At 68.2% G+C, this 13,169-nt stretch carries 12 protein-coding genes; 6 read left to right on the top strand and 6 right to left on the bottom strand.

Annotated elements, in window-relative coordinates; all coding sequences use genetic code 11:
* Nucleotide 1: 1 nt before the first annotated feature.
* From treY to E3O06_RS03260, 5 genes are all read left to right on the top strand, one after another.
* A complete protein-coding gene (gene treY / locus E3O06_RS03280; protein ID WP_241979834.1) occupies nucleotides 2-2,440 on the top strand; it encodes a malto-oligosyltrehalose synthase in 2,439 nt (812 codons plus the stop codon).
* Nucleotides 2,437-4,203, top strand: coding sequence for a malto-oligosyltrehalose trehalohydrolase (gene treZ / locus E3O06_RS03275; protein WP_134501560.1), 1,767 nt, complete (start codon nucleotides 2,437-2,439; stop codon nucleotides 4,201-4,203). Before treY ends, treZ begins: the two co-directional genes overlap by 4 nt.
* Before the next feature lie 71 nt (nucleotides 4,204-4,274).
* Nucleotides 4,275-4,772, top strand: coding sequence for a hypothetical protein (locus E3O06_RS03270; protein ID WP_134501559.1), 498 nt, complete (start codon nucleotides 4,275-4,277; stop codon nucleotides 4,770-4,772).
* Between the two features lie 71 nt (nucleotides 4,773-4,843).
* Complete coding sequence (locus tag E3O06_RS03265; protein ID WP_134501558.1) at nucleotides 4,844-5,596, top strand: enoyl-CoA hydratase/isomerase family protein; 753 nt, start codon at nucleotides 4,844-4,846, stop codon at nucleotides 5,594-5,596.
* 198 nt (nucleotides 5,597-5,794) lie between these two features.
* Nucleotides 5,795-6,184, top strand: coding sequence for a hypothetical protein (locus tag E3O06_RS03260; protein ID WP_134501557.1), 390 nt, complete (start codon nucleotides 5,795-5,797; stop codon nucleotides 6,182-6,184).
* Nucleotides 6,185-6,287: 103 nt separating this feature from the next.
* Here the strand turns inward: E3O06_RS03260 and E3O06_RS03255 are convergent, their stop codons facing one another.
* Nucleotides 6,288-7,670 (bottom strand): DUF2079 domain-containing protein, encoded by a 1,383-nt coding sequence (locus E3O06_RS03255; RefSeq protein WP_134501556.1) that lies wholly within the window; start codon nucleotides 7,668-7,670, stop codon nucleotides 6,288-6,290.
* Between the two features lie 125 nt (nucleotides 7,671-7,795).
* Here E3O06_RS03255 and E3O06_RS17410 point away from each other — a divergent pair, with 125 nt between their 5' ends.
* Nucleotides 7,796-7,951 (top strand): hypothetical protein, encoded by a 156-nt coding sequence (locus E3O06_RS17410; RefSeq protein ID WP_166788079.1) that lies wholly within the window; start codon nucleotides 7,796-7,798, stop codon nucleotides 7,949-7,951.
* A gap of 93 nt (nucleotides 7,952-8,044) precedes the next feature.
* Here the strand turns inward: E3O06_RS17410 and E3O06_RS03250 are convergent, their stop codons facing one another.
* From E3O06_RS03250 to E3O06_RS03230, 5 genes are all read right to left on the bottom strand, one after another.
* Nucleotides 8,045-9,466 carry a dihydrolipoamide acetyltransferase family protein gene (locus E3O06_RS03250; protein WP_134501555.1) on the bottom strand — a complete coding sequence of 474 codons (1,422 nt, stop codon included), beginning with the start codon at nucleotides 9,464-9,466 and terminating at the stop codon, nucleotides 8,045-8,047.
* Nucleotides 9,466-10,485 carry an alpha-ketoacid dehydrogenase subunit beta gene (locus E3O06_RS03245; protein WP_134501554.1) on the bottom strand — a complete coding sequence of 340 codons (1,020 nt, stop codon included), beginning with the start codon at nucleotides 10,483-10,485 and terminating at the stop codon, nucleotides 9,466-9,468. Before E3O06_RS03245 ends, E3O06_RS03250 begins: the two co-directional genes overlap by 1 nt.
* On the bottom strand, nucleotides 10,482-11,654 hold the full coding sequence (pdhA, locus tag E3O06_RS03240) for a pyruvate dehydrogenase (acetyl-transferring) E1 component subunit alpha (RefSeq protein WP_134501553.1): 1,173 nt from the start codon (nucleotides 11,652-11,654) through the stop codon (nucleotides 10,482-10,484). Before pdhA ends, E3O06_RS03245 begins: the two co-directional genes overlap by 4 nt.
* 110 nt (nucleotides 11,655-11,764) lie before the next feature.
* Nucleotides 11,765-12,253 (bottom strand): Lrp/AsnC family transcriptional regulator, encoded by a 489-nt coding sequence (locus tag E3O06_RS03235; RefSeq protein ID WP_134501552.1) that lies wholly within the window; start codon nucleotides 12,251-12,253, stop codon nucleotides 11,765-11,767.
* Between the two features lie 7 nt (nucleotides 12,254-12,260).
* Nucleotides 12,261-13,061 (bottom strand): oxygenase MpaB family protein, encoded by an 801-nt coding sequence (locus E3O06_RS03230; RefSeq protein ID WP_241979833.1) that lies wholly within the window; start codon nucleotides 13,059-13,061, stop codon nucleotides 12,261-12,263.
* Nucleotides 13,062-13,169: the final 108 nt, after the last annotated feature.

The following is a 13,169-nucleotide window of genomic DNA, read 5'->3' as shown; positions in this document are numbered from 1 at the left end:
GGTGACCATCGATACAGATGCGTCGGCGACGGAGCCCGTTGCCGTGCCGCTCTCCACCTACCGCCTGCAGATCACGGCGAGCTTCGACCTCGATGCGGCCGCGAGCATCGTCGGCTACCTTCGCGATCTCGGCGCCGACTGGATCTACCTGTCGCCGCTGCTGCAGTCCGAAGCCGGATCGGATCACGGGTACGACGTCGTCGACCACTCACTGGTTGACCCCGCGCGCGGTGGGGCGGAGGCGCTCGACCGGCTCGCTGCGGCGGCGCACCACGCCGGGCGGGGCGTGCTCGTGGACATCGTGCCCAACCACGTGGGCGTCGCGACGCCCCGTCACAACTCCTGGTGGTGGGACCTGCTGCAGAACGGCCAGCAGTCGCGCTATGCAGAAGCCTTCGACGTGGACTGGGCGTTCGGTCACGGAAAGATTCGCATTCCCGTACTCGGTGATGATGAAGGCGGTGAGGACGAGGGCGGTGATGATGAAAACGACGACCGGCCGGGCGAGCTCGATCGGCTGGAACTCGTCGACGGCGAGTTGCGCTACTTCGATAACCGCTTTCCCGTCGCCGCCGGAACCGCCGACGACGGCGCGAGCCCGGCCATCGTGCACGAGCGGCAGCACTATGAGCTCGTGAATTGGCGGCGGGCCGACGCCGAGTTGAACTATCGCCGCTTCTTCGCCGTGAACAGCCTCGCCGGCATTCGCGTGGAGGTGCCGTGGGTGTTCGATGAGTCACACCGTGAAATCGTTCGCTGGGTGCGGGACGGCCTCGTGCAGGGACTGCGAGTCGACCATCCCGACGGCCTCGCCGATCCGGGCGGCTACCTCGAAGCCCTGCGTCGCGCCACGAACGGCGCCTACGTGCTGGTGGAGAAAATTCTGGAGGGGCGCGAACAATTGCCCACGAGCTGGGCGACCGCCGGCACGACCGGCTACGACGCCCTTGCCGACGTCGACCGGGTGCTCGTCGATCCGGCCGGCCAGAACACTCTCGATTCCCTCGAATCCCAGCTGCACGGCGAACCAGCCACCACCTGGGCGAATCTGGTCTATCGCAACAAACGGGACGTGACCGACGGCATCCTGCACTCCGAGGTGCGGCGCATCGCGCGGCTCCTGCCGATCAGTGCGGGGGATGACACCACGAGTCCCGACATCACGGCCGATGCCCTGGCCGAACTGCTGGCCCGGTTTCCGGTCTACCGCTCCTACCTGCCGTTGGGACTGGAGAACCTGCAGGAGGCGGCGCGCCGGTCGGCCGCCCACCGCCCAGAGCTTGCGACTGAGCTCGACCGGCTGCTGCCGCTCCTGGGTGACCCGGGGCATCCGGCCGCGGTGCGCTTTCAACAGACCTCGGGCATGGTGATGGCCAAGGGCGTCGAAGACCGCGCCTACTACCGGTTCAGCCGGCTGACCTCGCTCAACGAGGTCGGCGCCGATCCCGACGAGTTCGCCGTCTCGGTTGCCGAGTTCCACGACCGACAGCGCACCCGTCAGGCCGGGTTTCCGCACTCCATGACGACCCTGTCGACCCACGACACCAAACGCGGCGAAGACGTGCGAGCGCGCATGTCGGTGCTCGCCGAGATCCCCACCGAGTGGGAGGCCGCCCTCGAACAGCTGCGGGCGGCGCATCCGCTCGGGGACGCGGCCTTCGAGAACCTGCTGTGGCAGGCAATCGTGGGCGCCTGGCCGGCCGACGGGGACCGGCTCGCGGCCTACGCGCTCAAGGCGGCCCGCGAGGCCGGCACCTCCACCACCTGGACCCAGCAGAACGGCGAGTTCGAATCGAAACTCGACCACCTCGTCACGGCCGCCACCGAGCCGGGCCCGACCCGCGACCTCATCACCGGCTTGGTCTCCCGGCTGCAGCCGGCCGGGTGGAGCAATTCGCTCTCGCTCAAACTGTTGCAGCTGACCATGCCGGGCGTTCCCGACGTGTACCAGGGCAGTGAGTTGTGGGAGACGTCGCTCGTCGACCCCGACAACCGGCGCCCGGTCGACTACGAGCAGCGTCAGGAGCTGCTCGCCCGCATCGACAGCGGATGGCTCCCTCCGGTCGACGAGACCGGCGCCGCCAAATTGCTGGTCACCTCCCGGGCGCTGCGGCTGCGCCGCGACCGGGTAGGGCTCTTCACCCGCTACGCCCCCGTGCCCGCTTTCGGAGCAGCCGCTGGCCACACTGTGGCGTTCGATCGCGGCGGAGCGATCACCCTGGCCACCCGGCTGCCGATCGGGCTGCTGGCCGGCGGCGGCTGGGGCGACACGACGATCGGAGTCGCCGGCCGTGGCTACATCGACGTGCTCACCCAGGAACGTTTCGACGGTCCGAACCTGCGCGTCGCCGATGTGCTCGCCCGCTACCCGGTGGCGCTGCTGGTCCCCGTTGACGACGACCGCACCTACACCCACACTCCTACAGGACGACACGCATGAACGATCCGAAATTCGCTGTCTGGGCGCCCGACGCGCACGACGTGCAGCTGCAGCTGGGACACGACCGGCTGGATCTCGCGGCGCGAGACGACGGGTGGTGGGAGCTGCCGGCATTCGGTCGCCCCGGCGTTGCGCGCGAGGCGACCGTCGATGTCGATTACGGGTTCATCGTTGACGGGCGTGGACCGTTTGCTGACCCTCGGTCCCGGCGCCAGCCCGCCGGGGTGCACGCCCTTTCCCGCACCTTTGACCCCTCGGCTCACGTCTGGCGCGATGGGGGCTTCACCGGCCGCCAGCTGGCCGGTGCCGTCATCTACGAGCTGCACGTGGGAACGTTCACCCCAGAGGGCACGTTCGAAGCGGCCGCCGGCCGCCTCGACCACCTGCAGTCGATCGGCGTCGACTTCGTTGAACTGTTGCCGGTCAACGCCTTCAACGGCACCCACAACTGGGGTTACGACGGCGTGCTCTGGTATGCCGTGCACGAGGGCTACGGCGGACCGGCCGCGTACCAGTCCTTCGTTGATGCCTGCCATCAGCGCGGTATCGGCGTCATCCAAGACGTCGTGTACAACCACCTCGGGCCGAGCGGCAACTACCTGCCCCAGTTCGGGCCATACCTGAGTGAGGCCGCCGGTAACACCTGGGGTTCCTCGCTCAATCTCGACGGGCCGCACTCCGACCCGGTGCGTCGCTACATTCTCGACAACGCGCTGATGTGGCTCGCTGACTACCACGTCGACGGGCTGCGCCTCGATGCTGTGCACGCGCTGCGCGACGCGAGCGCCACCCACCTGCTCGAGCAGCTCGCCGCCGAGGTCGCCGCGCTGAGCGCCGAGACCGGGCGGCCGCGCACCCTGATCGCCGAATCTGACCTCAACGACCCCCGGCTCGTGACACCGCGCGAGGCCAATGGCTACGGCCTCGACGCGCAGTGGAGTGACGACTTTCACCACGCCGTGCACGTCTCTCTCACCGGCGAAACCACCGGCTACTACGCCGACTTCGAGCCACTCGACGCCCTCGCCAAGGTGCTCACGCATGGGTTCTTTCACGACGGCACCTACTCGAGCTTTCGCGAGCGCACTCACGGTCGACGCATCGACCTCGAGCGGATGCCCACCTGGCGGCTCGTCGTCTCCTCCCAGAACCACGACCAGATCGGTAATCGGGCCGTCGGAGACCGGCTCAGCGCCCAGCTCGACGTCGGACAGCTGGCGATTGCCGCAGCGTTGACCCTGCTCGGCCCGTACACGCCGATGCTGTTCATGGGCGAAGAGTGGGGAGCCACCACGCCGTGGCAGTTTTTCACCTCCCATCCCGAACCAGAGCTCGGCACCGCCACTGCGACCGGCCGCATCAACGAGTTCGCCCGCATGGGCTGGGATCCGGCTCAGGTGCCGGACCCGCAGGATGAGCAGACCTTCGAGCGTTCCAAACTCAATTGGAGCGAAGCCGCCGAGCCCGAGCACGCGCGCCTGCTCGGGTTCTACCGCGAACTCGCCGCGCTGCGCCGGGCGCACCCGGACTTCACTGATCCCAGGTTCGACCAAATCGCCGTCGCGTTCGACGCGGGGGCCGGCTGGCTGCGGCTGCACCGTGGCAGGACCAAGATCCTGATCAATCTCGGTGCCCAGTCCGTTCGCATCCCGGACAGCGGGGGAGAGGTCCTGCTGGCTTTCACCGCCTGTGGCGATGCCGTGCAGGGGCGGCTGCCCAACGCCCTGCAGCTGTCTCCGCATTCCGTCGTCGTCCTGGCTTGAGCTGTTTCAACGACGCATCCAGTCTGGCAAGATGGGGCTGAACGCTGCACCCGCGGCCGGTGAGGATACCTGTGGAATTGTTTCTGTCGTCGACGACGACCGCTGCACTCCAGCAGCTCCTGACGCTGCAAGCGGATGGCGGCGGCTTGCCCCTGGAACGGCTGCGCGCCATCCGCTCGCTGCAGACGGCGCTCGAGCAGGACCCGGCAACGCTCGACGCCGTTCGCGATGCCCTCGCGGCCGGCGAATCGTGGGACGAGATCGCCGAGGCGACCGGCCTCAAGGCCCCGGCTGCCAAGTGGCGCTGGGGCGGCACCGACGACGAGATCAGCGCACGTCTGGAGGCCGGCCGAAAGCGATCAGTTCGACCGAGCAGCGTGCCCACTGACCTTCCCGGACTGTCGGTCGCCGACGCTGCGGCCGCCCGAGGCGTGAGCGCCCAGGCCATCTACCTGCAGGTGCGCCGCGGCACCCTGGTCAGCCGCACCGTGACGCTGCCCGACGGTCGCAGCTACAAACGTGTCTTCCCGGCCGGCACGCCGGATGCCGACCCTGCCGCCTCCTCCTGACCAACGCCCGGCGCACAACGCTGCGTTTTCCCACCAATCGTCCCGCCCGACCTCAACGGAGATGTCCCACCATGACCCTGAACCCCGACCCGACCACGCTCACGATTGAACGCCGCGCCGACCGCGTGCACGTGCAGCTCGACCGACCCGACGTGCGCAATGCCATCGACCAGACCATGATCGACGAGCTCCACGCCATCTGCGCCGAGCTGGAGCAGCAGCCGCGCATCCTCATCATCAGCGGCGCGAACGGCGTCTTCGCTTCGGGCGCCGACATCGCCCAGCTGCGCGAACGCCGCCGCGACGACGCACTGCTCGGCATCAACTCCGGACTGTTCTCGCGCATTGCAAAACTGCCGATGCCGGTCATCGCCGCGATCGACGGCTGGGCGCTCGGCGGCGGCGCCGAGCTCGCGTATGCGGCCGACTTCCGCATTGCGTCCACGAGCGCGCGGCTCGGCAACCCCGAGACGGCGCTCGGTATCCTGCCCGCCGCCGGCGCGCTCTGGCGCCTGGCCGAGCTCGTCGGAGAGCCGGTGGCCAAGGAGATCATCCTCGCCGGGCGCATCCTGAGCGCGACGGAGTGCCTGGCCGTGCACCTGGTCACCGAGGTCCACGATCCCGACGACCTGCTCGCCGCCGCGCACGCTCTGGCCGACCGCATCGGCGCGCAGGACCCGCTCGCGACCCGTCTGGCCAAGGAGGTCTTCCATGCGCCGCGGGCGGCGCATCCGCTCGTCGACAACACGGCCCAGTCGATCCTGTTCGAATCCGAGGCCAAATTCACCCGAATGGATGCCTTCCTCGCCCGTCGCAAGCGCTAGCGCTTCAGTTTCGCCGTTCTTCGGCGGGGCTGCTTTCACGACGTGGTGTCAGCACGCTGTGAAGCAGTCGTTGTCAGGGCGACCCGGTCGCGGGCCGTCCCGTGCGCTGGTCGAGGCGCGAGGAACGAGCGATCGAGACCGCAACCCCGAACGTGCTGCCACGCCAGTGGGGGGCGCGACGGTGCGGTGAGTTCGACGATGCCCACATGGGCGATGGCCGTGGTTGCCGTTGTCGTGAGCCTGGGGGCCGCGATCTTGGCCACCCGCTGGTTCCGCGAACGGGGTGCGCCCAATCGCCGCCAAATCTACCTTGGGCTCGGCCTCACCGCAGGGCTGTCGTCGAGCCTGTCGCTGACCACGGCCGGCATCACCATTGCCGCCGGCTCTGCTGAACCGAAGATGGGCGCCTGGGTACTGCACACCTTCGCCGCCTGCGGCTACGGCGTGCTGCCGTTTCTTCTTGCCAAGAAATGGGTGGCCTCGGCGGCCGTGCCGGAACCAGCGGATGCGGGTACCGCGACATGGACGGCCGATCCCGCCGCCGCCCTGTTGAACGCCCTCAGCGGCGGGACCGCGCTGGTACGTTAGCGACCGGGACCACCTTGGGAAACTGGGCCCATGATCTAGCGTGGGCCCAGTTTCCGGGCCCGGGCCCGGAAAGCGATGTCGGGGATTCGAAAAGGCGCGGGGGTCAGGGGGGCGCGGGGGTCAGGCGAGCGACCTCGTAGCCGTCGGCGGCATAGATTGTCGTGAATTCGGCTCCGGGATGCAGCGCCGCCGCCACGGCCTGGGCCGACGTCCACTCAGCGGGCAGGCCGCCGGACTGAAGGTCGATCACGAGGAAGTCCGGCAGCGGATTGGGGTTGCCGAGCCAGTAGACCTCCGTTCGTTCCACGAGATAGTTCATCAGGCCGATGTCGGATTCGACCGAGGCCCCGTCGGGCACGACTCGCAGCGCGGCCGTCGCAGCGCCTGCGCGGTGCGTCGAAAAATTGGCCCGGGCATCCGTCAGTTTGAACAGCGGCAGTGTCGTTGCGAGCACGAGCGCGGCGACAATCGACATGGATGCCGCCTGCCGCCCGACACCCCGCAGCCAGCGCCGCCGACTGCCGCGGGCGAGTGCGATGCCGTCGAGCGCGGCGGCGAACACGATCGGCATGAGCACCGCGCTGTACTGCCAGGTCGGACCCCAATAGCCGGAATTGTCGGAGAGGAACCGCCAGGCGAGCGTCGGCAGCAGCACGAGCGCGAGCGGCGACGGCACGGCGATCAGCCCGCCACCCAGAAGAAGCAGCGCCAGGGTCACACCTTTTTGTGGCTGCAGCAGCGAGACCGGGTCTGTCAGAATACCCAGCAGGTCGATGCTGCTCGAGTAGGCCCAGGCCCCGTTCGGGTTGAGCAGCGGCAGAATCACCAGGCTCGCCAGCGCGAACCAGCCCACGCCCCAGACGGCCAGCCACACTCCGAGCGGATGCCGGCTGCGCACGGCCAGCACGATGCCGAGGGCGGCCACGGTAAGTCCGAGGTCCTCCTTCACGAACACGAGCGGCATCGCCCACAACAGGCAGGCCACCCACTTGCGCAGCAGAAAAGCGGTCAGCGACAGGGCCAGCAGCGGCACGGCGAAGGCAATCTCATGGAACTGGGCTTCCACAGCACCCTGCAGTCCCCAGCTGAACGCGAATGCGAGCCCGAACAGCGTGCCGGTGGGAGGCCCGAGCAGTCGAATGGCTCCATAGGTCAGGGCGGCAGCGGCGAGGCCGAACAGCGCGTTCTGCACCACCAGAAGGGTGAAAGCGTGCGGAAATACCGCGAAAATCGGCCCGAGCAGCACCAGGATCGGATGAAAGTGGTCACCGAGCAGGTTGAAGCCCTCGCCCTTGATGGTGACGATCGGCGCCTCGAGTGCTGCGTACTGTCGGGCGAGCTGGGTGAAAATACCGAGGTCCCAGGAGGGAGCGGCGAGACTACGCCACTGCAGCGCCGAGAAGACGGTGTACAGGGCGGTCGCGACCAGGGTGACCCCTGCCGGCAGCAACAGAGGCCGTAGCTGCCCGCCGCGAAATCCCCTCATCCGACCACGCTAATGCACCGGCTCGGTTGATCCCGTAGCGGTACAGGACCTTTGGCCCTATTGAGCTGACCGGCAACGGTGCACACTGAGGACGTGCCACCAACAATGGCACGCTGGGAGATCGCATGACACTCACTTGCCCCTTCTGCCGTTCCCAAGCCCGACTAAGCCCGAATCCGGCCCACGCCGAGCGCAACTCGCTTCCGGTCTACCTGCTCAAATGCTCCGGATGCGACCACACCAGTGTGCGCGTCGCCTCGGTCACCGCCGCGGGAGTCTGACTGCAGCTCAGAAGCACCCGGATCATCCCCGACGCCGGCCAGGACCGAAACACCTTCGCATTCCCCGTGCGAAGGTGTTTTTTCTGTCCGGGCTTACAGGTCGGCCAGTAGGCTGACCGGGTTCTCGATGCAGCCGGCCACATAGGTGAGGAAACCCGCAGCGGTTCCGCCGTCGCAGACCCGATGATCGAACACCATCGATAGTTCAACGACGGTGCGCACCGCGAGTTCGTGATCGACCACCCAGGGACGCTCGATCATGCGTCCGATTCCGAGGATCGCCGCCTCCGGGTGGTTGATGATCGCCGCTGAGCCGTCGACGCCGAGCGATCCGAAGTTGTTCAGTGTGAAGGTTCCGCCGGTGAGCGCGCTCGGCGCGAACGTGCCATCGGGGGACTGCGCCACCAGGGCAGCGAGCGCATCGCGCAACTGGCGCGTGCTCATCGTGTGCGCGCCGTGGATGACGGGCACCATCAATCCGCGCGAGGTCTGCGCGGCAATGCCGAGGTTGACGGCCCCGTGCTGCAGGATCTCCTGGCTCGCGGTATCGACCGAGGAGTTGAGCACCGGGTACCGGAGCAAGCCGGCCACCACGAAGCGCGCGATCAGCGCCGTCACGCTGAACCGTTCGCCGGTCGCCGTGAGCAGTTGGTCGCGGGCCGCGAACAGCGCGGTCGCGTCGACATCGAGCCAGATCGTGGCTTCGGGAATCTCCCGCCGCGACGTGGTCAGCCGCTGGGAGACCACCTTGCGCAGGCCCGAAATGGGGATGCGGAGGTCGGCGCTCAGGTCGGAGACGCTCGGCGCACCCGGTGTGGTGGTGGTGGTCGGCTGGGCCGGGGCCGCAGCCGGCGCGCTGAGGTCGCGGATGTGATCCTCGACGTCGCTGCGCACCACGAGTCCTTCCCTGCCGCTGCCGGCCAGGGTGCTCGCGTCGAACCCGTTCTCGCGCGCCAGTCGGCGCACGATCGGAGACACGACGGGGGAACGGCGGATCGGGTCGACCGTGCTGGACGAATCGATTTCGGTAGAAGCGGATGCCGCCACCTCGGCGGGGCGCTCGGCGCGCGCCACCGGTACCGATGCCGTCGGTGCGGGCAGTGCCGGGGCATCCGCTGCCCGCGGGGTGCCGAAGCGTCCGGCGGCCACCTTGCGCGGCGGCCGGGTGCTCTCGGTCGTGCCGTAACCCACCAGCACGGCGCCGGAGCCTTCGGACGGGGCAGCGGCAGTGGCTGCGGCGACCGGAACGTCCACATCGTCGGGCGTTCCGGCCGACCCGGCTTCGGTGACCGTTAAGAGCACCTGCCCGGCGTGGATGACCTGCCCTGGCTCACCGAACAGGCTCGTTACGACGCCGCCGTAGGGCGAGGGCAGCTCCACGATCGATTTCGCCGATTCGACCTCGACCACGGCCTGGTCGATGACGATGGTGTCTCCTGGGGCGACCAGCCAGGCCACGATCTCGGCCTCGGTCAAGCCCTCGCCGAGGTCGGGCAGCAGAAAGTCGCGGCTCATCAGGACCACTCCCAGGTGGAGAGTGCGGCGAGAATACGGTCGGGGGTCGGCAAGAAGTACTCCTCGAGTTTGGGCGACGGGTACGGAATGTCGAAGCCGGTGATGCGCAAAATAGGCGCGGCCAGGTAGAAGAAGTTGCGCTCGGTCAGGCGGGCGGCGACCTCGGCGCCGTAGCCGCCGAACTGCGCGGCCTCGTGCACGATGGCGGCCCGGCCGGTCTTTCGAACGGATGCCCCCACCGTCTCGTCATCGAACGGCGAGAGCGAACGCAGGTCGATGACCTCGATCGAGAGCCCCTCGATGTCGGCCTGTTCGGCCGTGGCGAGGGCGGTCTTCACGGTTGGTCCGTAGGCGATGAGCGTGACGTCGGTGCCTTCCCGCAGCACGACGGCGCGGTTCAGAGGCTCGGTCTGCACCGGCAGGGCGAGCGAAGCCTTGCTCCAGTAGCGGCTCTTCGGTTCCATGAAGATGACCGGGTCGTCACTGGCGATGGCTTCGCGCAGCATCGAATAGGCGTCGGCCGGGTTCGACGGGCTCACCACGGTGAGTCCGGGCGTCGCCGTCCAGTAGGCCTCCGAGGAATCGGAGTGGTGCTCGACCCCGCCGATGTCGCCGGCGTAGGGAATGCGAATGACGATCGGCAGCGGGATCTTGCCGCGCGTGCGGTTGCGCATCTTCGCCACGTGCGACACGATCTGCTGGAATGCCGGGTAGCTGAACGCGTCGAACTGCATCTCCACGACCGGGCGCAGGCCGTACATGGCCATGCCGATCGCGGTCCCGACGATGCCGGCCTCGGCCAGCGGGGAGTCACTCACCCGGGTCTCGCCGAATTCGGCGTAGAGCCCGTCGGTGACCCGGAACACCCCGCCGAGCGGTCCGACGTCTTCGCCGAACAGCACGACCGTCGGGTCGTCGACCATCGCATCGCGGATGGCAGCGTTGAGGGCGGCGGCCATCGTGAGAGTTTCCGGCGCGCGCACGGCCGTATCGGTCGCGAGGGTCTGCTGCGGGCTCATCGGGTGCTCTCTTCGCTGTTCGTGCCGCTGATCGCGCCGTTCAATGGAGCGGATGCGGATGCCGCGGCATCGCCGTCGAGTTCGGCCGCCAGGAAGGCGCGCTGCTCGGCCAGGGCGGCCCGGGGGGTGGAGTAGACGTGCTCGAACAGTTCGAGCGGATCGACGACCGCCTGCTCGGTCATGCAGTCTCGGGTGGTCGCGGCGAGTTCCTCGGCCGCGGCCGCGATGGAATCGCGCAGCTGGTCCGAGAGGGCGCCCTGCGCTCGAAGATATTTCTCCAGGCGCTCGATCGGGTCGCGGCTGCGCCACAGGTCGACGTCGGCGGTCTTGCGGTAGCGGGTGGGGTCATCCGAATTGGTGTGGGCTTCGATGCGGTAGGTGAGGCCTTCGATCAGGGTGGGGCCGCCGCCGCTTCTGGCACGGTCCATGGCTGCGGAGATGACGGCGTACATGGCGGCGACGTCGTTGCCGTCGACGTAGTAGCCGGGCATGCCGTATCCGATCGCCTTGTCGGCGATGGTGCGGCAGGCCATCTGCTTGTCGAGCGGCACGCTGATCGCGAACTGGTTGTTCTGCACGACGAAGACCACGGGAGCCTGCCAGACGGCGGCGAAGTTGAACGCCTCGTGGGCGTCGCCCTCGCTCGTGGCACCGTCGCCGAGCAGGGTGAGGGCCACGGTGTCGTCACGTTTCAGCTTCGAGGCGGTAGCCAGGCCCACGGCGTGCAACGCCTGGGTGGCGAGCGGCGTGGCCTGCGGGGCGATCCGGTGCCGGGGATAGTCATAGCCACTGTGCCAGTCGCCGCGGAACGAGGCGAGGATATCCTTCGGCTCGACGCCCCGGGTGAGCAGCGCGATGCTGTCGCGGTAGGTCGGAAACAGCCAGTCCTGCGGGGCGAGCGCGGCCACGGCGGCGATCTCGCAGGCTTCCTGGCCGAGGGCGGAGGGGTAGGTGGCCAGGCGGCCCTGCCGGGTGAGGGCGGTCACCTGCACGTCGAACCGGCGGGCGATCACCATCTGGCGGTACAGACCGAGGAGCGTGTCCACGGCCGGCAGGGCGAAGCCGCCGCTCTCGCTTTCGGCAACCGCGTGACCGGTGTCGTCGATCAAACGAAGGGGTGGGGGTGCCAGCACCGCCGTCAGTGGCGTGCTCTCGACATTGAGGCTCATGAGCCAATGGTGCGCCCTTTTTCGGGCGGCGCGCTGCGCCTTTTCTCAGATGTGAACGATTGGCCGACCAGATGCCAGACGGCGGCCGAACGGCACTCAGAAAACGTGAATCAGTGCCAGGCGTCCGGAGTGGCGCCGGGCGCATGGCCGATGATCTCGTCGAGAATCAGGTGCGAGCGGGTGGAGATCACTCCCGGCATGGTGTGGATATCGCGCAGAATTGCCTGGCTGAGCTGCTCATGGTCGGGAGCACTCACCGTGAGGATGATGTCGATGTCCCCGCTCACGGCCTGCGCCTTCTCGACAAAGGGCAGACGGGCCAGCTGGGCGGCGATCTCGCCCCAGGCCACATCGCCAATCTTCACGACGACGAGCGCCGACACGTTGAGTCCCAGCGCCGTGCGGTCGGTTTGGGCGCCGAAGCCCGTGATCACGCCGTGGCTGATCAGTTTCTGCACGCGGGTGTGGGCTGCAGTGCGGGAGATGTGCACCAGCAGGGCGAGTTGACGCATCGAAAGCCGCCCGTCGCGGCTGAGCTCGGCGATGATCTGGCGATCCGTGTTGTCGAGTCCGGGGTGGGAAGGCTGCGGCTGCGTCATTGGACTCTCACACTACCGGCGCGGGCACCGAAGCGTGCAGGGCGCGCAGGTAGTGATTCTTCGGCCAGTGCCGCACCAGGCGGGGCAGGCGCGGATAAATCAAGCGGATGCCGCCCAGCACTCGATCGAAGCGTCGCTGGTGCCGCGCTGACCAGGGCAGGTCGAACAGCGCCCGTACGTGTGGGGGCAGGAGGCCGGCCGTGATCAGGCGGGCCAGGGGCAGGGCGGCGCGATACCAGAGCGGCGCAGTCCGCGAGTGCAGCAGGTCGTGCGCGACGGCGCGGGTGGCGGCATCCGTTGTGAGAGACGCGAGCTGTTCGTTCCAATAGCGGCGAAAGGCGCTGCGGTCGGCCGGCCAGAGTTGCGGCGGCACCTGCAGTGACGTACCCAGGCGGGAGTACTCGCGATAGACCGCATCGGCCGTTTCGTCGTCGAGGGGGCCGTACAGCCGGCGGTGCAGGTCGGTGGCGGACTCGTACAGCGTCGCGGCGACCCACAGCTGCAGTGCCGGGGTGAAGGCGTCGTACGGGGGAGTGGTGTCGGCGGAATGCACCGGACCGTGCGCCTGGTTGACGCGCGCGGTCATCGCAGCGGCCAGGTCGGCGTCACCGAACACGATCGCATAGACGTAGCTGAGCGTGCCGTTCAGCCGGTCGAGCGGCCTGGCGGCGAAATGGCTGTGATCGGCGACACCGTGTCCGATCGCCGGGTTTGCCAGCTGCAGCAGGATGGCGCGACCTCCGGCCGCGATCAGGATCCCCTCACCGGCGACGCCCTGCATCCGTTTACGCGAACTAAATGCGCTCACAGTTACCTCCCAATAAACATGCAGAACCCCGTGACAGTGTGAGCCTAATCGGTCGGGCTGAGTCTGGGCCCCGGCTTAACGCCCGAACAGGGCTGCGTGAATTTTTGT

This window comes from Cryobacterium glaciale, from assembly GCF_004402535.1.
Taxonomy (GTDB): Bacteria; Actinomycetota; Actinomycetes; order Actinomycetales; family Microbacteriaceae; genus Cryobacterium; species Cryobacterium glaciale.
This window is presented reverse-complemented; position numbering and strand designations above follow the sequence as displayed.

Bases quoted from the DNA above. Each gene is read 5' to 3' on its own strand.
- treZ (WP_134501560.1), top strand. From the start codon at position 2,437: ATGAACGATCCGAAATTCGCTGTCTGGGCGCCCGACGCGCACGACGTG.
- E3O06_RS03265 (WP_134501558.1), top strand. From the start codon at position 4,844: ATGACCCTGAACCCCGACCCGACCACGCTCACGATTGAACGCCGCGCC.
- E3O06_RS03260 (WP_134501557.1), top strand. From the start codon at position 5,795: ATGCCCACATGGGCGATGGCCGTGGTTGCCGTTGTCGTGAGCCTGGGG.
- E3O06_RS03255 (WP_134501556.1), bottom strand. From the start codon at position 7,670: ATGAGGGGATTTCGCGGCGGGCAGCTACGGCCTCTGTTGCTGCCGGCA.
- E3O06_RS17410 (WP_166788079.1), top strand. From the start codon at position 7,796: ATGACACTCACTTGCCCCTTCTGCCGTTCCCAAGCCCGACTAAGCCCG.
- E3O06_RS03250 (WP_134501555.1), bottom strand. From the start codon at position 9,466: ATGAGCCGCGACTTTCTGCTGCCCGACCTCGGCGAGGGCTTGACCGAG.
- E3O06_RS03245 (WP_134501554.1), bottom strand. From the start codon at position 10,485: ATGAGCCCGCAGCAGACCCTCGCGACCGATACGGCCGTGCGCGCGCCG.
- pdhA (WP_134501553.1), bottom strand. From the start codon at position 11,654: ATGAGCCTCAATGTCGAGAGCACGCCACTGACGGCGGTGCTGGCACCC.
- E3O06_RS03235 (WP_134501552.1), bottom strand. From the start codon at position 12,253: ATGACGCAGCCGCAGCCTTCCCACCCCGGACTCGACAACACGGATCGC.